This window comes from Actinomadura sp. SCN-SB, from assembly GCF_043906805.1.
Classification (GTDB): domain Bacteria; phylum Actinomycetota; class Actinomycetes; order Streptosporangiales; family Streptosporangiaceae; genus Spirillospora.
On record NZ_JBIMPP010000028.1, the window covers coordinates 40,412 to 64,078 of the forward strand.

At 71.1% G+C, this 23,667-nt stretch carries 20 protein-coding genes, 1 tRNA gene and 2 pseudogenes; 18 read left to right on the forward strand and 5 right to left on the reverse strand.

Annotated features, from left to right (window positions below):
* Positions 1–31 precede the first annotated feature (31 nt).
* Together ACGWYJ_RS19475 and ACGWYJ_RS19480 are read left to right on the forward strand one after the other, a co-directional pair.
* The gene (locus tag ACGWYJ_RS19475) at positions 32–1,549 is read left to right on the forward strand and encodes an alpha/beta hydrolase (RefSeq protein WP_395107499.1); all 1,518 of its coding nucleotides are present in this window, start codon (positions 32–34) and stop codon (positions 1,547–1,549) included.
* A gap of 56 nt (positions 1,550–1,605) precedes the next feature.
* Positions 1,606–1,681 (forward strand) — tRNA-Thr (locus ACGWYJ_RS19480).
* 120 nt (positions 1,682–1,801) lie between these two features.
* Here the strand turns inward: ACGWYJ_RS19480 and ACGWYJ_RS19485 are convergent.
* Complete coding sequence (locus tag ACGWYJ_RS19485; RefSeq protein ID WP_395107500.1) at positions 1,802–2,152, reverse strand: hypothetical protein; 351 nt, start codon at positions 2,150–2,152, stop codon at positions 1,802–1,804.
* Here ACGWYJ_RS19485 and ACGWYJ_RS19490 point away from each other — a divergent pair.
* Entirely contained in the window at positions 2,124–2,948 is an 825-nt protein-coding gene (locus ACGWYJ_RS19490; protein WP_395107501.1) for an epoxide hydrolase family protein, read from the forward strand. The two genes, ACGWYJ_RS19485 and ACGWYJ_RS19490, sit on opposite strands and share 29 nt — an antisense overlap.
* Before the next feature lie 175 nt (positions 2,949–3,123).
* On the opposite strand, the gene ACGWYJ_RS19495 is transcribed toward ACGWYJ_RS19490, so the two are convergent.
* A complete protein-coding gene (locus tag ACGWYJ_RS19495; protein WP_395107502.1) occupies positions 3,124–3,510 on the reverse strand; it encodes a MarR family winged helix-turn-helix transcriptional regulator in 387 nt (128 codons plus the stop codon).
* A gap of 87 nt (positions 3,511–3,597) precedes the next feature.
* Between ACGWYJ_RS19495 and ACGWYJ_RS19500 the strand changes: the two genes are divergently transcribed.
* Positions 3,598–5,067 carry an MFS transporter gene (locus ACGWYJ_RS19500; RefSeq protein WP_395107503.1) on the forward strand — a complete coding sequence of 490 codons (1,470 nt, stop codon included), beginning with the start codon at positions 3,598–3,600 and terminating at the stop codon, positions 5,065–5,067.
* A gap of 81 nt (positions 5,068–5,148) precedes the next feature.
* Here ACGWYJ_RS19500 and ACGWYJ_RS19505 read toward each other — a convergent pair whose 3' ends face one another.
* Both ACGWYJ_RS19505 and ACGWYJ_RS19510 read right to left on the reverse strand, forming a co-directional pair.
* Complete coding sequence (locus ACGWYJ_RS19505) at positions 5,149–7,584, reverse strand: VIT domain-containing protein (protein WP_395107504.1); 2,436 nt, start codon at positions 7,582–7,584, stop codon at positions 5,149–5,151.
* Positions 7,581–8,231, reverse strand: coding sequence for a MerR family transcriptional regulator (locus ACGWYJ_RS19510; RefSeq protein ID WP_395107505.1), 651 nt, complete (start codon positions 8,229–8,231; stop codon positions 7,581–7,583). The genes ACGWYJ_RS19505 and ACGWYJ_RS19510 overlap by 4 nt, the downstream gene beginning before the upstream one ends.
* 161 nt (positions 8,232–8,392) lie before the next feature.
* Between ACGWYJ_RS19510 and ACGWYJ_RS19515 the strand changes: the two genes are divergently transcribed.
* The 3 genes from ACGWYJ_RS19515 to ACGWYJ_RS19525 all read left to right on the forward strand — a co-directional run bounded on the left by ACGWYJ_RS19515 (position 8,393) and on the right by ACGWYJ_RS19525 (position 12,613).
* Positions 8,393–9,145 (forward strand): nuclease-related domain-containing protein, encoded by a 753-nt coding sequence (locus ACGWYJ_RS19515; protein WP_395107506.1) that lies wholly within the window; start codon positions 8,393–8,395, stop codon positions 9,143–9,145.
* A gap of 324 nt (positions 9,146–9,469) precedes the next feature.
* Positions 9,470–11,248 carry an RNA polymerase sigma factor gene (locus ACGWYJ_RS19520; RefSeq protein ID WP_395107507.1) on the forward strand — a complete coding sequence of 593 codons (1,779 nt, stop codon included), beginning with the start codon at positions 9,470–9,472 and terminating at the stop codon, positions 11,246–11,248.
* Between the two features lie 132 nt (positions 11,249–11,380).
* Positions 11,381–12,613 (forward strand): NlpC/P60 family protein, encoded by a 1,233-nt coding sequence (locus tag ACGWYJ_RS19525; protein WP_395107508.1) that lies wholly within the window; start codon positions 11,381–11,383, stop codon positions 12,611–12,613.
* Positions 12,614–12,697: 84 nt separating this feature from the next.
* Here the strand turns inward: ACGWYJ_RS19525 and ACGWYJ_RS19530 are convergent, their stop codons facing one another.
* Positions 12,698–13,192, reverse strand: coding sequence for an inorganic diphosphatase (locus ACGWYJ_RS19530; protein WP_285697445.1), 495 nt, complete (start codon positions 13,190–13,192; stop codon positions 12,698–12,700).
* Positions 13,193–13,379: 187 nt separating this feature from the next.
* Here ACGWYJ_RS19530 and dacB point away from each other — a divergent pair, with 187 nt between their 5' ends.
* The 11 genes and pseudogenes from dacB to folK all read left to right on the forward strand — a co-directional run bounded on the left by dacB (position 13,380) and on the right by folK (position 23,654).
* Entirely contained in the window at positions 13,380–14,738 is a 1,359-nt protein-coding gene (gene dacB / locus ACGWYJ_RS19535; protein WP_395107509.1) for a D-alanyl-D-alanine carboxypeptidase/D-alanyl-D-alanine-endopeptidase, read from the forward strand.
* A 174-nt stretch (positions 14,739–14,912) separates the two neighbouring features.
* Complete coding sequence (locus ACGWYJ_RS19540) at positions 14,913–16,037, forward strand: zinc-dependent metalloprotease (RefSeq protein ID WP_395107549.1); 1,125 nt, start codon at positions 14,913–14,915, stop codon at positions 16,035–16,037.
* An 18-nt stretch (positions 16,038–16,055) separates the two neighbouring features.
* The gene (tilS, locus tag ACGWYJ_RS19545; protein WP_395107510.1) at positions 16,056–17,117 is read left to right on the forward strand and encodes a tRNA lysidine(34) synthetase TilS; all 1,062 of its coding nucleotides are present in this window, start codon (positions 16,056–16,058) and stop codon (positions 17,115–17,117) included.
* Positions 17,118–17,140: 23 nt separating this feature from the next.
* On the forward strand, positions 17,141–17,704 hold the full coding sequence (gene hpt, locus ACGWYJ_RS19550; protein ID WP_395107511.1) for a hypoxanthine phosphoribosyltransferase: 564 nt from the start codon (positions 17,141–17,143) through the stop codon (positions 17,702–17,704).
* Between the two features lie 305 nt (positions 17,705–18,009).
* A complete protein-coding gene (gene ftsH / locus ACGWYJ_RS19555) occupies positions 18,010–20,019 on the forward strand; it encodes an ATP-dependent zinc metalloprotease FtsH (RefSeq protein WP_395107513.1) in 2,010 nt (669 codons plus the stop codon).
* A 101-nt stretch (positions 20,020–20,120) separates the two neighbouring features.
* A pseudogene (locus ACGWYJ_RS19560) lies at positions 20,121–20,306 on the forward strand (GTP cyclohydrolase I); the annotation flags it as partial.
* A 579-nt stretch (positions 20,307–20,885) separates the two neighbouring features.
* Positions 20,886–21,236 (forward strand): annotated as a pseudogene (folE, locus tag ACGWYJ_RS19565) (GTP cyclohydrolase I); the annotation flags it as partial.
* Between the two features lie 118 nt (positions 21,237–21,354).
* Positions 21,355–22,224, forward strand: coding sequence for a dihydropteroate synthase (gene folP / locus ACGWYJ_RS19570; RefSeq protein ID WP_395107551.1), 870 nt, complete (start codon positions 21,355–21,357; stop codon positions 22,222–22,224).
* Complete coding sequence (locus tag ACGWYJ_RS19575; protein ID WP_285697451.1) at positions 22,221–22,652, forward strand: nuclear transport factor 2 family protein; 432 nt, start codon at positions 22,221–22,223, stop codon at positions 22,650–22,652. Before folP ends, ACGWYJ_RS19575 begins: the two co-directional genes overlap by 4 nt.
* A 10-nt stretch (positions 22,653–22,662) precedes the next feature.
* Positions 22,663–23,076: a dihydroneopterin aldolase gene (gene folB / locus ACGWYJ_RS19580; protein WP_395107514.1), complete on the forward strand. Its 414-nt coding sequence runs from the start codon at positions 22,663–22,665 to the stop codon at positions 23,074–23,076.
* On the forward strand, positions 23,073–23,654 hold the full coding sequence (folK, locus tag ACGWYJ_RS19585) for a 2-amino-4-hydroxy-6-hydroxymethyldihydropteridine diphosphokinase (protein ID WP_395107515.1): 582 nt from the start codon (positions 23,073–23,075) through the stop codon (positions 23,652–23,654). The genes folB and folK overlap by 4 nt, the downstream gene beginning before the upstream one ends.
* Positions 23,655–23,667: the final 13 nt, after the last annotated feature.

Here is a 23,667-nt window from a genome sequence, read left to right on the forward strand (position 1 = left end):
CCTGGCGTAGACGACGGACGGGGATGACCAGGTGCGGGCAACGAAGCTGATCAGTGCGGCGGTCGTCCTGGCCTTGATCGCGACCGGCTGCAGCGGCTCGTCCGACGACCGCAGCGATGGCCGCACACCCCCACCCGGATCGCCTGCGGGGACCGAAGCCTTCTACAAGCAGCGCCTCTCCTGGAAGGACTGCGGTGGCGGCTTCCAGTGCGCCACGGCGCAGGTCCCCCTCGACTACGCCAAGCCCACCAACGGCCGGCTGAGCATCGCTCTCATCCGCCTGCCCGCCGAGAAGAAGTCCGATCGCATCGGTTCCCTGTTCACCAACCCGGGCGGACCAGGCGGCTCAGGGGTCGACTTCATCCGCCAAACCGCCCGTTCCTTCGGCCAGGACCTCAGGAACCGTTTCGACCTCATCGGCTTCGACCCCAGGGGCGTCGGCGCCAGCGACCCCGTACGGTGCCTGGACGGGGCCCAGCTCGACCAATTCTTCAGCACCGACACCACACCCGACGATCCCGGAGAACTCGAAGCCCTGGCCTCCCAGAGCCAAGGCTTCGCGAAAGGCTGCCAGAGCAAGTCAGCCTCACGCCTCCCGTACGTCGGCACCCTCAACGCCGCCCACGACATGGACGTCCTCCGCGCCGCCGTAGGGGACGAGAAACTCACCTACTACGGCGCCTCGTACGGCACGTACCTTGGCGCCTTCTACGCGGAGCAGTTCCCCAAGAGCGTCCGCGCCCTCGTCCTGGACGGAGCCGTCGACCCCAGGATCTCCTCCACCCAACTGCTGATCGAGCAGGCCAAGGGGTTCGAGACCGCCCTCAACGCCTTCGCGGACGATTGCGTCACCAACCAGCTCGACTGCCCCCTGGGCACCTCTCGCGCCGCCGTCATCCGCAACATCACCGACTTCCTGAACGACCTCGACGAGGCCCCGCTCAAGAACACCAAGGACTCACGCAAGGTGACCGAGTCCTGGGCCACCACGGGCATCGCCACGGCCCTGTACGCCAAGGGGTTCTGGCCCGTCCTGCGGCAGGCATTCGCCCAAGCCCAACAGCAGAAGGACGGCACCCTCTTCCTGACGCTCGCCGACCAGTTGATCGAACGCAAGCCCAACGGCACCTACTCCAACCAGACCGAGGCCAACATGGCCGTCAACTGCGTGGACAAGCCCAACCCGGCCAACCTCGCCCAGTACCGCAAGTCCGTGGACCAGGCGAAGAAGGTCTCACCCCTGTTCGGCCCCTTCGTCGTCTGGGGCGGCCTCGGCTGCGTCTACTGGCCCGTCCAGACCAAGCAGCCCCCCAAACCCATCACGGCCAAGGGCTCGCCCCCCATCCTCGTCATCGGCACCCTGCGCGACCCCGCGACCCCCTACAAGTGGGCCCAGAGCCTCGCCTCCCAACTCGACTCAGGCACCCTCCTGACCCTGGACGGCGACGGCCACACCGCCTATCTCCAAGGCAACGCCTGCATCTCCAAGGCGACCCACGACTACCTCATCACCGCCAAGCCCCCCAGAGCGGGAACCGTCTGCCGCTGATTCACGCCCACCCACAAGACCGGGTAGACTGCTGCGCGCCGTCCCGTACGGCACCAGCCGCCTTAGCTCAGTCGGCAGAGCGATTCACTCGTAATGAATAGGTCGTCGGTTCGATTCCGACAGGCGGCTCCACGTCAAAGGCCCCTTCCGCGATCGGAAGGGGCCTTTTGCGGTGGGCGCCGATGCGGACGACAACTCGGATCCGTGTTGGCGAGGCCGTCCATCGATACACGCCATGTCGGAAGCTCGTTGTCAGCCGAGGACCAGTGGGAGTTTGGCGGCCAGTTCGCCCAAGGCGGAGGTTTCGGTGGTGGTTGCGGGGCGTCGGCCGGTTCCGGTGAGGAGGGCGTCCGTGTCCGAGAAGGAGGTTGGGAACGGTGCTCCGGCCAGCTTTTCCAGGGATGCGCGGCAGGCCGCCAGGGTGTCGGCGGGTGGTGGGGTGATCGACGGCAGGTGGGCGATGAGGTCCAGGTGGTGCAGGGTCCATTCCATGACGTAGGCGGACAGGTAGTCGCCTACGGTCAGTACCTCGTCGCGGGTGCTGACGCGGAGGGCGGGGTCGGCGAGTTCGGCGATGTCCGGAACGACCTCGGAGCCCGCCACGGCGATCCGCCCCTTCGCGGTCCCGACCGCGACCGAGCCGGAACTCGAGGATCTGCGCGCTCGCATCGCGGGCACGCGCTGGCCCGACAGGGAGATCGTCCCCGACCACTCGCAGGGTGTGCAGTTGGAGACGATGCGGGAGCTCGCGCGCTACTGGGCGGATGAGTACGACTGGCGCAGGTGCGAGGAGGAGCTGAAGGAGCTGCCGCACTATGTGACCGAGATCGACGGGTTGGACATCCATTTCGTCCATGTCCGCTCGCCCCATGAGAACGCGATGCCGCTCATCGTCACCCACGGGTGGCCCGGCTCGATCATCGAGCAGTTGAAGATCATCGGTCCGCTCACCGATTCCACGGCGTACGGTGCGAGCGCCTCGGACGCCTTCCACCTGGTGATCCCGTCGATGCCCGGTTACGGCTTCTCGGCCAAGCCGCGCGAGCCCGGCTGGGATCCCTCCCGCATCGCCCGTGCCTGGTCGACGCTGATGGCGCGTCTCGGCTACGACCGGTTCGCGGCGCAGGGAGGCGACTGGGGGGCGGCCATCACGGATCTGATGGCGGCGGAGGGCGCTCCGGGGATGCTCGTCATGCACTCCAACATGCCCGGTGCGGTTCCCACCGATGTAGCCGAGGCGTCCGGTGGTCTGCCGCCGTCCGGGCTCTCCCCGGAGGAAAGGCGCGCGTACGACGAGCTGCAGGAGTTCTTCGCCAAGGGCGCGGGCTACGCGATCGAGATGGGGACGCAGCCGCAGATGTTGTACGGGCTGGCGGACTCACCATCTCGGCCGCGCTGAGCGTCTTCCCGCACGAGCTGTACCAGGCCCCGCGCAGCCGGGCGGAGCAGGCGTACGACGAGCTCATCTACTTCAACGAGTGGGCGGGCACTTCGCGGCCTGGGAGCAGCCGAAGCTGTTCTCCGAGGAGGCCCGCGCCGGGCTCCGGCCGCTTCGCTAGCCGCGCCGGGGGCCGTCAGGCGGGTATCGGGGCGTCCAGGTGCTGGGAGAGGACGTCCAGGTGGGTCCGGTGCGCTTCGGCGTGGCGTCGGCGGCCGGCCTCGGTGATCCGGACGAAGACGCCGCGGCGGTCGTTCTGGCAGAGGGCGCGCTCGACGAGCCCGTGCTTCTCCAGGCGCGCGACCGTGCGGGAGAGGGCGCTCTGGCTCAGGTGCATCTGGGACAGCAGGTCCTGCATGCGGCAGTCGTCGCAGCCGACCTCGACGAGGCGGTCGAGGGTCTCGAACTCGCTCATCGTGAGCCCGTGGGACTCCTGGAGCTCGCGATCAAGGTGGCAGGCGATCCGGTTGTAGGACGTCAGGAGGCCGCGCCACCGTCCCACCAGGGCGTTCTCGGAGTCCATGGCGCGGATCCTACCATGCGGGCACATTAGATGCATCTGAATTTAATGCTTGGACATCAGATGCATGTGCATGTAATGTTCCCCCTCGTGACTATCACCGACACATCCACATCGCCCGCGAGCGCGGCTCCCGCGCCGACCTTCGAACAGAGGTGGACGCCTCGCCTGTGGGGTCTCCTCGCCGTGCTGTGCGGCGTGTTGTTCCTGGACGGCCTGGACGTGTCCATGGTGGGTGTGGCCCTGCCCTCGATCGGCTCCGAGCTGGGCCTGTCCACCACCGCCTTGCAGTGGATCGTGAACGGCTACGTGCTGGGGTACGGGGGGTTGCTGCTCCTAGGCGGACGCACCGCCGACCTCCTCGGGCGGCGCCGCGTGTTCCTGACCGCCCTGGCGGTGTTCGCGGTGGCCTCGCTGGTCGGCGGCCTGGTGAACGACGGCGCCCTGCTCATCGTCACCCGGTTCGTCAAGGGCCTCGCGGCGGCGTTCACGGCCCCCACCGCCATGTCCATCCTGACCACGACGTTCCATGAAGGCCCGGCGCGCAACCGGGCCCTGTCGATCTTCACGGTGTTCGGCGCCAGCGGGTACTCGTCCGGTCTGATCCTCGGCGGGATGCTCACCGGGTTCGGCTGGCGCTGGACGTTCCTGACCCCGGTGCCGCTGGCCGTGCTCGCCCTGGTCGCCGGCTTCGCGCTGATCCCGCGGGACCGTCCCGCCGCGCAAGGGGGCCATGACCTGGTGGGCGCCGTGACGCTGACCTCGGGGATGCTGCTGGCCGTGTACACCGTGGTGTCCGCGCCCGAACGCGGCTGGCTCGACCCGCTGACCGTTGGCTCGTTCGCTTTGGCCGTGTTGCTGCTCGCCGGGTTCGTGGCCACCGAGAACCGGGTCGCGCACCCCCTGATCCGGCTGGGCATCCTACGGATCGCCTCGATCGTGCGGGCCAACCTCAGCATCGTGGCGCTGTTCGGCTCCTACCTGAGCTTCCAGTTCATGATGACCCTCTACCTGCAGGACGTCCTGCACTGGTCGCCGCTGCGGATGGCGCTCGCGCTGCTGCCCGGCGGGCTACTGGTCGCGTTCAGCTCGCCGTTCATGGGGCGCCTGATCGACCGGTACGGCACGCCCCGGCTGATCATCACCTCGATGACCTCGCTGAGCCTGGGCTACGCCTGGTTCCTGGCCACCGCGGGGAACTCACCGCACTACCTGGCCACGATCCTGCCCTCCATGCTGCTGCTCGGCGGCGGGTTCGCGTTCGGGTTCAGCTCGATCATGGCCCAGGCCACCGAGGGCATCCACGATGACGAGCAGGGCCTGGCCTCCGGGCTGGTGCAGACCTCCGGCCAGGTGGGCGCCGCGTTGGTGCTGGCCGTGGTCACGGCCCTGGTTGCGGGCGGCTCGCACGCCGGTGCCCCAGCCGCCGACTTCGGCCCGTACCACCCGGGTGTGAACCTCGTCACCGGCGTCGCGCTGGCAGGGCTCGCGTTCAACGTGGTCCCGCTGGTGAGCCCGCTGGCGAGGCGGTACCGGCCCAAGCACGTCCAGCCCGACTAGGCCCAGGCGACAACTAGAGAACACAAGTGTGGGCGCCCTCCCCCCGAGGCAGGGCGCCCACACTGCTTGAGGTCCCCGTACTTATCGGGGCCGCTTCCAGAATGAACGGCGTCGGCCCCGCTCGAATTCCGGCTTCTGCTGGACGATGTCGCCGAGCACTTGGAGCGTCTTGTCCCACAGCTCGTCGAAGCGGGCGTCGGACGTGCCGCCCCAAGCGGCGTCCTTCAGGGACGTGAGCGCCCTCACCAGCCATGACAGGGTCTCGTCCTGCAAAGGCTGGGCAAGCCTTTCGAGCGTCGGCAGCGCGGTGTAGAGCAGGAACGCCCTGCGTCCATTCCGGTCGGCCGAGGCCACCGCCTGGAGTTCGCCAAGGAGCTTGGCGAACTCGGCCGCCGCCTCGGGTGTGAGGCGGCTCTTGCCGGTACGCGCACGCGCGCTACCCCGTGATGGCGGGAACAGCTCCCTCTCGGCTTCGATGAAGCCGGCGGACTGCGGAGGAGGCCCACCGGGTGCGCCCTGTGGGGCGGCACCGTAACCTGCCGCCATCATCGGAGCGGGGGGAACGGCCCATGCCGCACCGGGGGGAAGGCCCCCTGTCTGAGTCAAGGCAAGGCCCCCTGGTGGAACGGCCCAGTCGTCCGGTGGCTCGACCGGCTGGACGACGTGGTGCGGGTCGCCGCCCTCGGCCACGACCCGGCTGTCCACGGCCACGAACGCGGTGAAGCGGCACAGCACGTTGAAGCGGAGAGACGTGGCGACGATGCGCTTCTCAAGGTCGAACGATCCGGAGACGGCGTAACGGTCCTCCAGGTCGCGAAGGTGGGCGCGGGCCCAGATGGCTCCGGCCGCCGGTGCCTTGGTCTCGGTGCCCGTGACGCGCCGTTCCCAGGACGAGCCGTCTGAAGCCGTGCCCCGCACGACCACGCCTCCCGAGGGGGACCCGCGGAAGCGGCCTGACACCACCAGCGGCACGCCCGGGTACAGGGCGCCGATCCGCCGCGGCGCCACCGTGTCCGGGACGAACTCCAGCCCGTCCACGGGACGCACGTCCAGGTCCGTGACGAGCGGGGCGCCGATGCGGTGGTGGATGTGCTCCATCGCCTCGTCCAGCCGGTCCTCCGATTCGACCAGCTCGAACCGGCCCTGGCCCGCGTCGGCCAGCCGCCTCAGGAAGCCGGCGTTCACGGCTCGGTCGATGCCGACGGTGTGGACGCGGGCGCCGCGCAGCCGCGGTGTCAGCCGGGCCAGGATCTGGTCCTCGTTCCCGACCTGGCCGTCCGTGATCAGCACCAGGACCCGGTCGCGTCCGCCCGCGTCGGCGAGCAGCCCGCACGCCTCCTCCAGCGGCGACAGCATCTCCGTGCCGCCGCGGGCGTCCAGCGAGGCCAGGTGCTCGACGGCGCGGAACCGGTTGCGGTCGGTGCCCGCCACCAGGCCGGCCCCGAGGTCGCGCGGACGCTCGACGACGTTGTCGAACGACAGCACGGCGAACCGGTCGGCGTCGGTGAAGGTGTCGACGATCCGGGCGGCCGCGCGCCGGGCCGCCACCATCTTCCAGCCGCTCATGCTGCCCGAGCGGTCCAGGACCAGCACGATGTCGCGTGGGCGCGGGGTGCCCTCGCCGGACGGGAGGACCGTTAACGCGAACGTCCCCTCGGCCCCGTCCTCGTCCGGTGTGAGGGTGAGCGACGTCCCGGCGCCGCCGGACGCGGCGGCGTAGCCGAGGAGGAGGATGAAGTCGCGGTTCAGCCGTTCGCCGGGGTACAGGCGCACGGTCGTCCGCCCGTCCACGGAGTCCTCGGCGACGGCGTGCAGGGACGAGCGGACGCCCGTGAGCTCCAGCCCCGCCGGGTCGATGTCGGCCGTGATCGACAGCCGGACCGGGTTGGGGAAGCCGGGCAGCAGTACGGGCGGGCTGATGCGGGACGCGTCCGGCACCGCGTCGGTGTCGGCGGCGACGCCCGACCCGGCCTGTTCCTCGTCCAGGGGCGTGCCCGGGATGTAGCGGGGCGCGACGACCAGGGGGAAGCGGAACGTGGCGGCGGCCGGGCCCCCGAAGGGCCGCTGCTCGTAGGGGAGGGGCTGGTTGAGCGTCAGCCGCGCCGTCACCCGCTCGCCGGGCAGGATGTTGCCGACCCGCATGGTGAAGACGTCGGGACGGTCCTCTTCGGCGATCGCGGCGCGCTTGCCCGCGGCGATGGCGGCGTCGTAGTCCCGCCGGGCCTGCGCGCGTTCCTTGAGCACGCCGTCGATGACCCGGTCGGCGGCCTCCATGCGCAGCGCGGTCACGGCGGCGCGGTCGGGCAGCGGGAAGATGTAGGTGGCCTCAAGCGGCACGTCGAACGGGTTGCGGAAACCCTGCACGACCTCGATGGAGGCGGCCAGGCCGGTGATGGACGCGCGCACGTCGACGGTGTCGAGCGGCAGGTTGCCCCGGTCGGTGGTCAGCGCGCCGAGCCCGCCGTCAGGGGCCGGTGGCGCCTCGGGCTCGGGCAGCGGAGCGATGTTCAGGGTCACTTGGACCTCCCAGGCGGTTCGGCGGTTCGGTCATGGGCGTCGGGTGATGCGGTATCGCGGAGCAGGCCGCGCCGCCTCAGCTCGTCCAGCAACGGACGGGCGGCACGGCCGATCGCGGCGAGGTCTTCTGCGGAGAGGGGGCCGGTTGCTGCGAGGTCGTCCAGGAGCACGGTGACGCCGGGGGCGAGCCGCATGCCCTGCACAGGCACCGGGATGTGTTGGACGCCGTCCGCCTGGTCGGGGGGCGGCGCGGAGGGCTGGGCCGCCCAGAAACGAGCGCGTTCGCGTCCACGTCCTGGTTCCGGACGTGCCGGAGCAGGGAGGTCCGGGAGTGCGGCGATCTCGCTCAGCGCCGCGTCGGTGGCCCCGGAGAGCTCGACCTGGATCTCGGCGATGCTGCGGCCCGTGGCCTGGCGGCGCTTCACGGCGACGAGTTGCAGCAGATGGCGCGGCCCGTAGAGCGCGGTGCGGCCACGTCGCAGCGGCGGGTCGATGAGGCCGATCGTGGTGTACCAGCGGATGAGGCGCTCGTTGGGCAGGTCGCGGACCCGGCCGTTGGCACGCCGTCCGGACGCGTCGGCGCCGTCGGCGCTGAGCGCGGCGGCGGCCCGCTCGGCCAGCTCGGCGATCGTCCAGGGTGCGTCCATGGAGCGATAGTGACACTGTAATGATGACAGTGTCAATGTCCGAGCGTGGCCGCCGGTCACCACGAAGACGTCAAAGTCCTTGAACGGCGCGGGACGTCGGCGCACGCTTGCGTCCAGCGGCAAGCGGAGGCCGGGTGGGGCCGCCGGGAGGGGAGAGGCCCGTGTTGCGCAGCGGCGGTCGTCCCGGCGCGTCCGGCGCCGGCGCCTCCGCCTGGTCGCGGTACCGCGCGCTCGCCGCCGAGAACCGCAGGGAGCGCGTGGTGGTCCGCGCAGTGCTCTCGCTCGGCGCCGGGGTGGTGGCGGCCGGGCTGAGCATGTGGTGGGCGGGGATCGCCGTGGCGGTCGGCGCGTTCGCAGGGCACACGGTGTACGAGCGCGTCCGTCCCAGCCCCGTGACCAACTGGCGGCGCGGGGCCGTGGCCGAGCGGCGCACCGGACGACGGCTGGCCGCGCTCGACCCGGCGGGCTTCCACGTTCTCCACGACAGGGCGCTGCCGGGCACGCCCGTCACCAATCTGGACCACCTGGTGGTCGGCCTGACCGGGGTATACGCCATAGCGAGCCGCCGCTGGCGTCGCGGCGTGCGGCTGTGGACGGAGGGCGACCAGGTGTGGGCCGGACGCGGGCCCGCGGGGAACGTGCGGGCATCGGCCGCCCGCGCCGCGGCCATCGTCGCCGAGCTGCTGGGCGGCGAGCTCGACTACAAGATCGGTGTCGAGGCCATGGTGTCCGTGCACGGGGCACGCCCGCCACGGGGCGGGCTCCGGTTCGGGATCGGGGACGATGCCGTGGAGTTCCAGCCCGCCCGCGCCCTCCCGCGCGTCATCTCCGGCCGCCCGGTCGTCATCACCAGCGCCCAGGTCGCGACGATCGCCGCGGCGGCGGAACGCGCGCTGCCGCCGATGATCGAATAGATGATCGCGAAATGGCGCGAAGGCTGGTCCGGAAAACATTCGTAATTTCGCTCTCAATAGCGAACCAGTGACGCGCTGTGAGAGCATCAGTTGCGGTGACGGGAGGCCGGAGCAACCTCGCTTGTCGAGGGCCGTGGACCGCGCCAGGGAACCCCGACATAGGGCGTCTAAGTGCGACAACTCCCAATATTCCGCTCAACGACACGGTGAGCCGAGGCGCCGCCCGCTCAATGTCAGTAAAGGCTTACGGCCATTTGTGGACTACGCCGTTCGAGTTTTTGAAAGCGCATGTCAGAAGGCCGGGAACCCTCTACTTTGCTGCGCATGGACGACCGCCGACTGGTCAGGGCCCTACGCGCGCGGGAGCCCGGTGCCCCGGCCGCCCTCTACGACGCCTATGCGAACCGGCTCTACGCCTACTGCTGGTTCCTGTTGCGCGAGCGGGACGCGGCCCAGGTGGCGCTGCGCGAGGCCCTCATCGTGGCCGACGCCCATGTGGACAGGCTCCGCGATCCCGACCGGCTGGCCCCCTGGCTGTACGCGGTGGCGCGGCTGGAGTGCCACCGGCGGCTCCCCGGCCGCGCGCTCGCCCCCGACCTGCCCGTCGCCACCCACGACCAGGACGACGTCGACCAGCGCGTGATGGCCTGGCAGGCGGTGCTGGCCCTGGACGTCCTCAGCCGGGAGGCGCTGGAGCTCCGGGTGCGGCACCGGCTCCCGGTGACCGATCTGGCCGCGATCCTCGACCTGCCGGTACGGGCCGCCCAGCTCACGCTCGACCGGGCCCACACCGAGCTGGGCGCCGCCCTGACCGCCGAGATCCTGGCCCACCAGGGCCCGTACGGCTGCGAGGCGCGCGGCCGCCTGCTGCGCGAACGGCACCACCGGCACGGCCAGATCGACGCCGCGCTGCGCCGCGCGCTGCTGCGGCACACCGAGGAGTGCCCTGTCTGCGGGGCCTTCCGCCCGCGCGCCATCTCGGCCGCCAAGGTCTTCGGCCTCCTGCCGCAGGCCGAACCGCCCGAGGAGCTGCGCGTCCGCGTGATGAGCGGGTTCCTCGGCCCCGAACTGGCCGACTACCGCCTCTTCGTGGCCACCCGGGTGTCGGACTTCGCGCCCAGCGGCTTTCCCGTCCAGGCACGCCCGCGGGAGCCGTCACGGGCCGCACGTGTCTCCCAGCACGGGTCCCACAACCCGGCCCTGCGTTTCCTGCACAGGCTCGCCGTGCCGCGGCGGCCCGCTTCCTGTGGGGCATCGAACGCCCGTGGCGGGTCCGGGGCGCGGGACCTGCAGCACGCCGCCGCCCGCAGGCTCGCGGTGGGATGCGTCTCGGCCGCCCTGCTCATCAGCGGAGGCACGGCCGTGGCGCGGGCGCTGCTGCCCCCGCAGCACCACGCGGGCACGTCCATGGGCGAGACGAGCCCGGACGAGGCCGTGCCGACCGCGATCTCCCAGCCGCCCCCGCGCGACCCCGAGGCATCTGACGACGACGGCGCGCGCATGCCCGTGTCCGCGACCTTCCCGCTCGGCGCGCTCGCCTCGTCCGCCCCGCCCTTCGCGCTTCCCTGGCCGCCGGCCCCCGGGGATCTCCGGCTGTCCGGCGGCGCCGGGGCGGGTGGTCCAGGCCCGCGCGGCGGCACCCTCTCGGCCGCCCCCCTCTTCCTCGACCTGGCCGACCGCTCGCACGGCACGATCGAGCTGCGGGCCTCGGGCGGGCCGGTCGCCTGGTCCGCCCGGCCGTGGGGCGCGGTACGGCCCAGCGCCACGTCCGGCCGCCTGGTGCCGGGACGGGCGGTCAGGCTCACGGTGCAGGTCTCCCGCACGTCCCGGTCGCAGGGCGAAGGGGGCCTGATCCTCAACCCCGGGCGCATCGAGGTGCGCGTCATCTGGCGTCCCGTCACCGTGCCGGAACCCGAGCCGGGCAGTTCCACCCCTTCACGCGCGCCGGTGTCGCCCACGGATCCGTCCAGCCCGCCGCCGGCCTCGCCCACGGAACCGCCCGCGTCCCGGCCGCCCGCGCCGTCCGATCCGCCCTCGGATCCCTCCCGAAGCCCCGCGACGCCCTCGTCGAACGGCGCGAGCGGGCCGAAGCCGGGCTCATAAGCCCAGTTCACACGCAGTTTGTGTCGGTCGTGGCCTCGGCCGCCCGCGTGCCCTACCTTCTGGTTTTGATCATCCACGGGGGGATGCAGCACGGTAGGGGGAACCGTGTTTCTGAACGCGGGGTCAAGGGGCGTGCGCGCGGCCGCAGTCCTCATGCTGGGCGGGGCGCTGGCCGTCCTGACCGCGCCGGGGGACGTGCGTGCCGATCCCGCCCCCAGCGCACGGGACGTCGAACGCGGCAAGGAGCGGGTGCGCAAGCAGGCCGCCGAGGTTGGGCGCACCAAGGCCAGGCTGGCTCAGGCACGCGGCGAGCTGGAGCGGCTCTCCGCAGGGTCGGCGCTGGCCGTGGAGCGCTACCACGGCGAGGTCGTCCGGCTGCAACGTGCCCGCGCCGCGTACCAGGCCGTCCAGGCGCGGCTGGCCGAAGCGGGACGCAGGGTGGAGGCGGCCAAGGCGGAACTCGCCGTGTTCGCCGCCAGCGCGTACCGGACCGGCGGTGGCAACGCCTGGCCCGCGGTCGTGGCGGGACACGGCGGCCCTCAGGGCTTCATGGACAGGGCCGCGATGGCGGAGATGCTGGCACGGCAACGCGCGGGCGCCTTGCAGAGGGTCCAGGCCGCCGTCCACGTCGCGGAGGTGTTCCGGCGGCAGGCGCGGGCGGCGTACGACGAGCAGCGCACCGCCATGCAACGCGCGGAGGCCGCCAAGCGCGCCGCCGAGGACGCCGTGGCCCGGCAGAACGAGGCCGTGCGGCGGCTCAAGGCCAGGAAGGGCGTGCTCGAAAAGCGGCTCGGCATCGCCCGAGCCAAGGCCGCCGAGCTGGAACGCGCACGCGAGAACGCCCTGAAGCAGGCTCAGGTCAGCGTTCCGGTCAGCAAGGGACCGGTCACCAACAGCCCGTCCAGCAAAGGGCCGGTCACCAAAGAGACGGCACCGGGGCGCACGCTGTCCGCCTCGCAACGCGGCGCGATCGTGGCGCGGGCGGCGCTCAGGTGGCTGGGAACGCCCTATTCATGGGGTGGCGGCAACGCGAACGGCCCCACGTACGGCATAGCGCACGGGTCCCGCATCCATGGGTTCGACTGCTCGGGGCTGGCGCTGTACGCGTGGGACAAGGCCGGGGTGCGGCTCGACCACTGGACGGGCACGCAATGGACGTCCGGGCCGCGCGTCCCCTTGAGGCGGATGATCCAGGGGGACCTGGTGTTCTTCGCCCACAACACCTCGAATCCCAGCACGATCCACCATGTCGGCATCTACATCGGCCGCGGGCGCATGGTGGAGGCCCCGTACACAGGGGGACGGGTTCGCATCTCCAGCATCTGGCGCAACGGCCTCATCGGCGCCGTCCGCCCGGCGGGCTGAGCCCGCCCCGGTGGGGCGTGACCGGGACCGTACGGCGTCGGGAGCGGAACAACGCCGTACAGGTCGCGTCATCCGCGGGTGCGCCTAGTGGTGGTCGCCCTGCTCGGCGGCGCGCTTGAGCGAGCGCTCGATCTCCAGTTCGGCCTCGACCCGGCCCACCCAGCTCGCGCCCTCGACGGACTTGCCGGGCTCCAGGTCCTTGTACACCTCGAAGAAGTGCTGGATCTCCAACCGGTCGAACTCGGGCACGTGGTGGATGTCCCGCAGGTGCTCCTGCCGGGGATCGGTGGCGGGGACGCACAGCACCTTGTCGTCGCCACCGGCCTCGTCGGTCATCCGGAACATCCCCACCGCCCTGCAGCGGATCAGGCAGCCGGGGAACGTGGGCTCCTGGAGCAGCACGAGGGCGTCGAGGGGGTCGCCGTCCTCACCGAGGGTGTGCTCGATGAAGCCGTAGTCGGCGGGGTACTGGGTCGAGGTGAACAGCATCCGGTCCAGCCGGATGCGGCCGGTCTCGTGGTCCACCTCGTACTTGTTCCGCTGGCCCTTCGGGATTTCAATCGTGACGTCGAAATCCAAGATGTCCTCCGCTCCCCTGCGCGGTCGCAGTGATCAGTCTTTCCCGGGTCGCCGTTCACCGGGGTCCCCGTGCGCGCGGCCGGTCTCACCAGGCCCGCGCAGAGAATGTTCTCCTATACCAGGATGTCGCACGTCCGTGAGTGCCGAGCAGGAGAGGTACGGCCACGTGCCCAGACACGCCAGGATCATGGCCTTGAGCACGCTGGCATCGCTCCACGTCTTCGCCCTCTCCGCCGGTGCGGCAGTGGTGAAATTCACACCTGAGCGGGCGCCGGAGCCGCGGCCCGCGGCGGTGACGGGACGTGCGCCGGTGCTCACCTCGGCCGTTCGCCCGGCCGCGGGCACCGCCGCCCCCGTACCGGATCCGGCCGCGCTGAGCAGGCGGCTCGTCCCGCTGCTCGCGGGCGCGGACACCCGGATCGGCGCGGTCGTGACCGACGTGGCGACCGGACGGGTGCTGTTCGCCTCGCGTGCCGACGAGCCCGCGACACCCGCGTCCACCACGAAGCTCGTCACCTCGGTGGCGGCGCTGGCCACTCTGGGCCCCGCGCACCGCATCACCACCCGGACCGTGCGCGGTTCTGACGGCGGCGTCGTGCTGGTAGGCGGCGGGGATCCCACCCTGACGGCGCGTCCCTCCCGCAAGCAGGGCCTTGAGTACGCATCGCTGCCCGAGCTCGCGTGGCAGACCGCCACCGCGTTGAAGGCGTCCGGTGTGCGGCGCGTGCGCGTCGACTACGACGTGTCCGCCTACCGAGGCCCGCGTGCCGCCTACGGATGGAAGCCCAACTACCTGCCGGACGGCGAGCTGGCCCCGCTCTCCGCGCTCACCGTCGACCGGGGACGGAGAGCCCCGGGCGTTTCCAAGGGGAACGGCCGCGTCTCCAACCCGGCCGCGTCCGCGACGGCGGCCTTCGCCAAGCTGCTCACCCGATACGGCGTGACGGCCCGTGCAGGCCGCTCGACGACGGCGCCCGCGCAGGCGGTCCAGTTGGGTGCCGTGCGGTCGCCGACGGCCGCCGAACTGGTCGAGCACCTCATGACCGAGAGCGACAACGACGTGGCCGAGGCCATGGCCCGCCAGGTCGCCCTCAAGACCGGGCGCCCAGGGACCTTCGCCGACGCCTCCCAGGCGGTGATGCAAACGCTGGCGGCCCTGGGCGTGCGCGGCGGGATCCGGGTGAACGACGGCAGCGGGCTGTCCACCGCCAACCGGATAACCCCCGCCGCGCTCGCGTCCGTCCTCGCCCTGGCCGCGTCCCCGGACCACCCACGCCTGCGCGCCGCGATCACAGGGATGCCCGTGGCGGGGTTCTCCGGCACCTTGGCCCCCCGCTACAAGACGCCGTCCAGCCGTGGCGGGGCCGGTGTGGTACGCGCCAAGACGGGCACGCTCAACGGTGTCAGCACCCTCGCCGGGATCGCTCACGACGCCGACGGCCGGGTCCTGGCGTTCGCGTTCATGATGGGCGACGGCAAGGGACCGGTCGATCCCGGCAGGCTCGACCGGCTGGCCGCCGCCGTGGCCTCCTGCGGCTGCCGGTGAGCGCGTCCGGGACCCGCCGGGGCGCCGCGGCATGGCCACGGGTTTGCCAAGCCGTTCCCGGACGTGTGGCGGAAGCTGGACGGGAGATAACCAGGGGGGTCGTTCGTTGAACGAACGAGCAGGGCGCTCCGGCGCCGCTACCCGAAACGTACGGTGGAGTACATGAGCGCCTCAATGATCGACTGGAACCTGGCCGTTCAGACCGGCACCCGGCTCCTGCGGCCCGGTCCGCAGGTCGGCCATGAAGAGGCCCGCGCGGTCGTGGAACAGCTGCGCGAGCTGTCCCGGGACGCGCAGGGGCACGTCCGCGACTTCACCGGGATGCGGGCCGCGGAGGATCCGGAGCCCGCGACGATCGTCGACCGTCCCGGCTGGATCCGCGCGAACGTGGACGGCTTCCGCGTGGTGCTGGAGCCGCTCATGGAGCAGATGGCCGAGCGCCGCGGCCCCGGGCTGCTCGGCGGCGGCGCGGGCGGCGTGGTCGTCCAGGCCGTCGGGTCCCGCGTGACCGGGATGCAGGTCGGCGCGATCCTGGCGTACATGGCCGGGCGCGTGCTCGGCCAGTACGAGCTGTTCCTGCCGCCGGACCCGGACGGCCGCGCGCCCACCGGGCGGCTCACCCTCGTCGCGCCCAACATCGTCCACGTGGAGCAGGAGTTGGGCGTCGACACCCGCGACTTCCGGCTCTGGGTGTGCCTGCACGAGGAGACGCACCGCGCCCAGTTCACGGGCGTGCCGTGGCTGCGCGAGTACGTCCAGGACCAGATGACCCGGTTCCTGCTGGCCTCCGACCTCGACCCGGGCGCGATGCTGGACCGGCTGCGGGACGTGACCGACGCCGTCACCGACGCCATCAGGGGCGGCGAGGGCAACCTGATCGACGCGATCCAGTCGCCCGAGCAGCGCGAGATCCTCGACCGCCTCACCGCGGTGATGACGCTGGTGGAGGGGCACGGCGACTACGTGATGGACGCGGTCGGCCCCGAGGTCGTCCCGTCCGTCGAGGAGATCAGGTCGCGCTTCCAGGGACGCCGCGAGGGCGGCAACCGGCTCGACAAGACGATCCGGCGGCTGCTGGGCCTCGAACTGAAGATGAAGCAGTACGCCGAGGGCTCGGTGTTCGTCCGGCACGTGGTCGGCGAGGCGGGCATGGACGGCTTCAACAGGATCTGGGATTCTCCGGAGACGCTGCCCACCCACGCGGAGATCAAGGAGCCGTCCCTGTGGATGGACCGTGTCATCGGCCCCCGCGCCCTGGACGCCGCGCCTCCCAAGGCCGCCGGGGCGGAGACCGAATGACCCGAGCCCTGGTCAGGCATGGGGCCTGATCCGGCCGTCGCCGCCGTACGGCTGGCGGTCCGGCGGTCGCTGGCCGACCTGCCGCCCGGTGCGATGGTCCTGGCCGCCTGTAGCGGCGGCGCCGACTCGCTGGCGCTGGCCGCCGCGCTGGCGTTCGAGGCCCCGCGTTCGCAGCCCGGAGGACGTCCGGCCGGGGGCGTGACCATCGACCACGGCCTACAAGAGGGCTCTGCCGCCCACGCCGCCAAGGTGGTACGGGTGCTCGCCGACCTTGGTCTGGATCCGGCCGGGTCGGTGGCGGTCGTCGTAGGGGATCGCGGCGGCATCGAGAACGCCGCCCGTGAAGCGCGCTACGCGGCCTTGGACGAGGCGGCGGTGCGCTTGCGAGCGGCCGCCGTCCTGCTGGGACACACCCGCGACGACCAGGCGGAAACGGTGCTGCTCGGGCTCGCCAGGGGGTCGGGGGCACGTTCCCTGGCGGGAATGCCTCCTTCGTTCGTCCGGACCTATGAGAAGGACGGGGCGAAGGTGCGCTACCTCCGTCCCCTGCTGGACCTGGACAGGGCCACGACCAGGCGCGCATGCGAGGCGATGGGCCTCGACCCCTGGGACGATCCGCACAACGACGATCCGGCGTTCACACGCGTCCGGGTACGCCACGAGGCCCTGCCGGCCCTTGAGAAGGCGCTGGGGCCCGGAGTGGCAGAGGCACTGGCGCGTACGGCCCGGCTGCTGCGCGACGACGCCGACGCGCTCGACGATATCGCCGCCCGCGCCTACGCCGAAGCGCTCGTACAGGACGAAGACGCGGAACCCGAGGCGCGGCATGGCGTGGAACTCGATGTGGAAAGGCTCGTGGCGCTGCCGCGCGCCGTCCGCACCCGCGTACTGCGCATGGCGGCGATCCGGGCCGGAAGCCCACCGGGTACCCTCGCGGCGGTCCATGTCGATGAAGTGGATCGGCTGATCACGGCGTGGCGCGGGCAGCGGCACGTGGACCTCCCCGGGGGGCTGCAAGCGATCCGGCGGTATGGGAGGCTGCTGTTCGGCGCACGGCCGCGCGACGCCTCAGATCGGTGACGGCAGGGCAAGAGGGTGGGGTTGTGGACGAGAAGGACCTGGGCGCCGACCTGGCCAAAGTACTGATCCCGCAGGACCAGTTGCGCGCCAAGGTGTGCGAGCTGGCCGCGCAGATCGACGCCGACTACGCGGGCCGCGACCTGCTGCTGGTCGGCGTGCTCAAGGGCGCCGTCATGATCATGGCGGACCTGGCGCGGGAGCTGCACACCGCGGCGTCGATGGACTGGATGGCGGTGTCGTCCTACGGCTCGGGCACCAAGTCCTCGGGCGTGGTGCGGATCCTGAAGGACCTGGACACCGACATCCTGGACCGGCACGTCCTGATCGTCGAGGACATCATCGACTCGGGGCTCACGCTGTCCTGGCTGGTCAGCAATCTGCGCTCGCGCAACCCCGCCTCGCTGGAGATCTGCGCGCTGCTGCGCAAGCCGGAGGCGGTCAGGACCGAGATCGACTGCCGGTACCTGGGGTTCGACATCCCCAACGAGTTCGTCGTCGGCTACGGGCTGGACTACGCCGAGAAGTACCGGAACCTGCCGTTCGTGGGCACCCTGGCCCCGCACGTGTACGGCGGCGAGGGAGCCTGACGCGCGTCCGGTCGGCCGCGGCCCGGACCTGACATCGCGGCCGCGATCACCTAGCGTGGAACGAACGCCTCGACGCGATCCGGGCGTGCCGCACAAGCGTTCCGCACGGTGTCCGCCCGGCGCGAACCAGGGCGGCATGGAGTGACCCGCGGGGAACAAAGGGAACGTACCGGATCGTTGCAAGGGGCGTCGGCGGCTCAGTCGCGCCGCGGTGTACCGTCGATATCCCGGGCTTGGTGACGGGTGACCATGACGGGCGAGATCGCTAGGTCAGGAGGGACGGCACCCCGAAGGGGTAACCGATAATGGACGTGAAGCGCTATTTCCGCGGGCCGCTGCTGTGGATCCTGCTGCTGTGCCTCGGGGCTGTCTTGGTCATGTGGACCGTCAACCCCGGTCGCTCCTACGAAAAGGCCGACACCTCCGAGGTGGTCACCGCGATCGAACAGGGTCGCGTGCAGTCCGCGAAGATCATCGACAAGGATCAGCGGATCGAGGTCACCCTCAAGGATGGCTCCAACCTGCAGGCGTCCTGGGTGGACGGCCAGGGGCTGCGCCTCCAGGAGGCGCTCCAGCGCCAGGCCGACGCCCGCCAGCTGCCCGGCAAGTACACCGTCGAGGTGCCCAAGCAGAGCCCCCTGCTGAGCCTCCTGTTCAGCCTGCTGCCCATCATCATCATCGTTCTGATCTTCCTGTTCGTGATGAACCAGATGCAGGGCGGCGGCTCCCGGGTGATGAACTTCGGCAAGTCCAAGGCCAAGCTCATCACCAAGGACACCCCCAAGACCACCTTCGCCGACGTGGCCGGGGCCGACGAGGCCCTCGAAGAGCTGGAAGAGATCAAGGACTTCCTGCAGAACCCGGCCAAGTTCCAGTCCATCGGCGCCAAGATCCCCAAGGGCGTGCTGCTGTACGGCCCGCCCGGCACCGGCAAGACGCTGCTGGCCCGCGCCGTGGCCGGCGAGGCCGGCGTCCCCTTCTACTCGATCTCCGGCTCGGACTTCGTCGAGATGTTCGTCGGCGTCGGCGCGTCCCGCGTCCGCGACCTGTTCGAGCAGGCCAAGGCCAACGCCCCGTCGATCATCTTCATCGACGAGATCGACGCGGTCGGCCGGCACCGCGGCGCCGGGCTCGGCGGCGGCCACGACGAGCGCGAGCAGACCCTGAACCAGTTGCTGGTCGAGATGGACGGGTTCGACGTCAAGGGCGGCGTGATCCTCATCGCGGCCACCAACCGTCCCGACATCCTCGACCCGGCGCTGCTGCGTCCCGGCCGGTTCGACCGCCAGGTCACCGTGGACCGTCCCGACCTGGAGGGCCGCAAGGGCATCCTGCGGGTGCACGGCCGCGGCAAGCCGTTCGCGCCGGACGTCGACCTGGACGTGATCGCGCGGCGCACCCCGGGCTTCACGGGAGCCGACCTGGCCAACGTGATCAACGAGGCCGCGCTGCTCACCGCCCGCTTCGACCGCAAGCTGATCGACATGGACACCCTTGAGGAGTCCATCGACCGGGTGATGGCGGGCCCCGAGCGCAAGACCCGGGTGATGTCGGAGAAGGAAAAGAAGATCATCGCCTATCACGAGGGCGGGCACGCCCTGGTGGCGCACGCGCTGCCGAACGCCGACCCCGTGCACAAGGTGACGATCCTGCCGCGCGGGCGCGCCCTCGGCTACACCATGACCCTCCCGATGGAGGACAAGTTCCTGACCACCAGGTCGGAGATGACCGACCAGCTCGCCATGCTGCTGGGCGGCCGTACCGCCGAGGAGCTGGTGTTCCACGAGCCCACCACCGGCGCGGCCAACGACATCGAGAAGGCCACGTCCATCGCCCGGAACATGGTCACCGAGTACGGGATGAGCGAGCGCCTGGGCGCGCGCAAGTTCGGCACCGGCCAGGGCGAGGTGTTCCTGGGCCGTGACGTGGGCCATGAGCGGGACTACTCCGAGGACATCGCCTCCGCGATCGACGACGAGGTCCGCCGCTACATCGAGAGCGCGCACGACACGGCGTGGGAGATCCTGGTCGAGTACCGCGAGGTCCTGGACGAGCTGGTGCTCCAGCTCATGGAGAAGGAGACCCTCTCCAAGGACCAGGTGCTGGAGATCTTCGCGCCGATCCAGAAGCGTCCGCACCAGAACTCCTACACCGGCTACGGCAAGCGGCTGCCGTCCGACCGGCCGCCGGTGCTGACGCCGAAGGAGCTGGCGCTGATGGGCCCGCAGGACGTGGCCGACCTGACCAAGAACAACGGCCAGGGCTCGTCCTCCGGCGACCACCAGCCCGCGGACCCCGCGCACGGCGAAAGCTGACCGCTTTGGCGATCCAGTACGACGACGAGCCGCTCAGGAACGACCCGCCGGGCAGATCCCTCCACGGCGGGCAGTTCGACCACGAGCGGATCGAGAGGGCGGTGCGCGAGATCCTGTTCGCGATCGGGGAGGATCCCGACCGCGACGGGCTCCGCGACACCCCCGCGCGGGTGGCCAGGGCCTACGCCGAGCAGTTCGCCGGCCTGCGGCAGGTCCCCGAGGACGCCCTCAACAGGGTCTTCGAGGCCGACCACGACGAGATGGTCCTGGTCAAGGACATCGAGGTCTACTCCACCTGCGTGCCCAGCGACCAGCACGTCGACGCCGTGGGCGGCCGGAAGCCCGCGTCCGCGGTCGAGGTCGGCGACGAGCTGTACACGCTCGTCCAGGGCGAGGTCGCGAGCACGACCGTCACCCGGGTCACGTCCCGCGAGGTCGGGGAGCTGGTGGAGGTGGTGACCGAGAAGGGCTCCTTCAGGGTCACCCCGGACCATCCGCTGGCCACCCCGACAGGTTGGATGGAGGCCAAGGACGTCAGCGGCCGATCCATCGAATGGACCGGTGCACGAAGCCTTGGCCGTGAAGGCACCCGTCTGGTCGTCGGCCGCCGGGCCAAGGAGTTGGCGCTTTCCGCCGCCGTTCTGGACGCACCGGCTACGGCCGCCTCGCCATCGTTGACGGCGGACGGCTGGTATCGGCGTCATGGCTTCAAGGCCGAATACGACGCGCCGTCGACGCTGCTGGAGTCCGAATGGGCCCGGGTGCTGGCGGTACGGACGATTTCGGCCGGGGGCGCTAAGCCGTACACGGTTCACAGCTACAAATGCGAGCCGTACCCCACCTTCCTCATCGACGGCCATTTGACGCATAACTGCGAGCATCATCTGGTGCCCTTCCACGGACTGGCGCACGTGGGATACACGCCGAACGAGAAGGGCCAGATCACCGGGCTTTCCAAGTTGGCGCGGCTGGTCGACGTCTACGCGCGGCGGCCGCAGGTGCAGGAGCGGCTGACCAGCCAGGTGGCGGACGCGGTGATGGAGATCCTGGAGCCGCGCGGTGTGATCGTGGTGGTGGAGGCCGAGCATCTGTGCATGACGATGCGCGGGGTGCGCAAACCGGGGGCCAAGACGGTCACCTCGGCGGTGCGGGGTGACTTCCGCGACCATGCCGAGACCCGCGCCGAGGCCATGTCGCTGATCCTGGGACGCCACTGAGCGCCGGATGGAACGTCCTCCCGGATGTCGCCGGGAGGGCGTTTTCCGTTCCCGATTCCGGGGCCGGGTGGCGGCGCCCGGGGGTTGCGAGCGGGCATAGGCTGTGTCCATGACCGCGATGAACGAGGGAGCCGTTCCGGGGCTTCCGGCACCCGGGCGGTGCCTCGTCATGGGCGTGGTCAACGTGACCCCGGACTCGTTCTCCGACGGCGGGGCGTGGTTCGACGCCGACAAGGCGATCAGGCACGGCCTCGACCTGATGGCCGAGGGCGCCGATCTGATCGACGTGGGCGGCGAGTCGACGCGTCCGGGCGCGCAGCGGGTGTCGTTGCAGGAGGAACTGCGACGGGTGATCCCGGTGATCGAGGCGCTGTCCCAGCAGGGCGTGCCGGTGAGCGTCGACACGATGCGCGCGGAGGTGGCCGAGGCGGCCGTGGAGGCCGGGGCGCGGCTGGTGAACGATGTCAGCGGTGGCCTGGCCGATCCCGCGATGCCCAGGGTGGTGGCCGCCGCGGGCGTTCCCTATGTGGTGATGCACTGGCGCGGGCACAGTCACGACATGCAGACCCGCGCGGTGTACGAGAACGTCGTGACTGAGGTGCGGGACGAGCTGGCGCGGCGGGTGGAGGCGGTGCTGCGCGAAGGCGTCGACCCCTCCATGATCATCCTGGATCCGGGGCTGGGCTTCGCGAAACACCCCGAGGCGGGGCACAACTGGTCACTGCTGGCCAATCTGGACGTCCTGCGCGCCATGGGGTACCCGGTGCTGATCGGGGCGTCGCGAAAGGGCTTCCTGGGGCGGCTGCTGGCCGCGCCGGACGGGACGCCGCGGGCGTTCACCGACTCCGACGACGCCACGGTCGCGATCACGGCGCTGGCGGCGGCGAACGGCGCGTGGTGCGTGCGCGTGCACCGGGTGCGTCCCAACGCCGACGCGGTACGGGTGGCGGCGGCCTACCGGGCCCACGCCGGGAGCGCCGTCCGATGAGCAACGCGCTCGACCGGGCCCAGCTCGAAGAGGCCAACGCCGAGTTCTACGCCGCCTTCGAGGAGGGCGACCTGGACCGGATGGCGGCGCTGTGGGCGGACGGCCCGTACGCGCCGGGCGTGAGCTGCGTTCATCCCGGCTGGTCGATGCTGCGCGGACGGGAGGAGGTGCTGCGCTCATGGGCACTGATCATGGCCAACACCAGCTACATCCAGTTCGTGCTCACCGACGTGCGCACCGACGTGTACGGTGACCAGGCCGTGGTCACCTGTAACGAGAACATCCTCACCGCGGGTGATGACAGCGAGACCGGCTTCCTCGCCGGGGGAAGCGTCGTCTCGACGAATGTGTTCGTCCGTTCCGGAGGGGAGTGGCGGCTGTTGCTGCACCACGGCTCTCCCATCCTGAACGGCGCAGAGGAAGAGTGAGCCCGACCTGATGAACCCCGCTTCGACCGGCTCGGACACCGGGCCCGCCGCGCGACGCGGCGGCTTGGACCGCATCGAGCTGCGCGGGTTGCGCGCCCGTGGCCGGCACGGCGTGCTGCCCGCCGAGCGCGAACTGGGCCAGGAGTTCGTGGTGGACGTCTCGCTCGGGCTCGACACCGCCCCCGCCGCGGCGGATGATGATCTGTCGCGTACGGTCGACTACGGTTCGCTGGCCGACCGGCTGGTGGCCGTCGTCGAGGGGGACCCCGTCAACCTCATCGAGACGCTGGCGGAACGGCTCGCGGCAGTCTGCCTGCAGGACGCGGTGGTCGCCGAGGCCGAGGTCACCGTGCACAAGCCCAGCGCCCCGGTGCCGCACCCCTTCGCGGACGTGGCCGTGAGGATCAGGAGGAGTCGCCCATGACAGCGTCCGATCGCATGCCCGACCGCACCGCCACCGGCGGCCACATGCTGGTCGCCCATCGGGTGGTCTTCTCGCTCGGTAGCAATCTCGGCGACCGCTTGGACAACATCCAGGAGGCCGTGGACGCGCTGTTCGACGCGCCCGGGCTCTCGTTCGTGGCGCTGTCGCCGGTGTACGAGACCGCGCCGTACGCCCCGCCGGGCGAGTCGATCCCCGAGCAGGGCGACTATCTGAACGTGGTGCTGGTGGCCGACACCCGGCTTCCACCGGAGAACCTGCTGGAGCGCGTGCTCAACATCGAGAACTCGATGCAGCGGGTCCGCGAGGTCCGCTGGGGCCCGCGCACCCTCGACATCGACATCGTGGTGTTCGGCAACGTGAGCATGGACGACCCCGCCCTGACGCTGCCGCACCCCCGCGCGCACGAACGCGCGTTCGTCCTGGTCCCGTGGGCCGACATCGAGCCGGACGTGCTGCTGGCCGGCCATGGCAGGGTCGGCGACCTGGCCGCCGCCAAGACCGCCGAAGGCGCCGCCATACGCCGCCGCGACGACCTCGTCCTCCAACCCCCTGCATGAGCGAGCCGGAGGG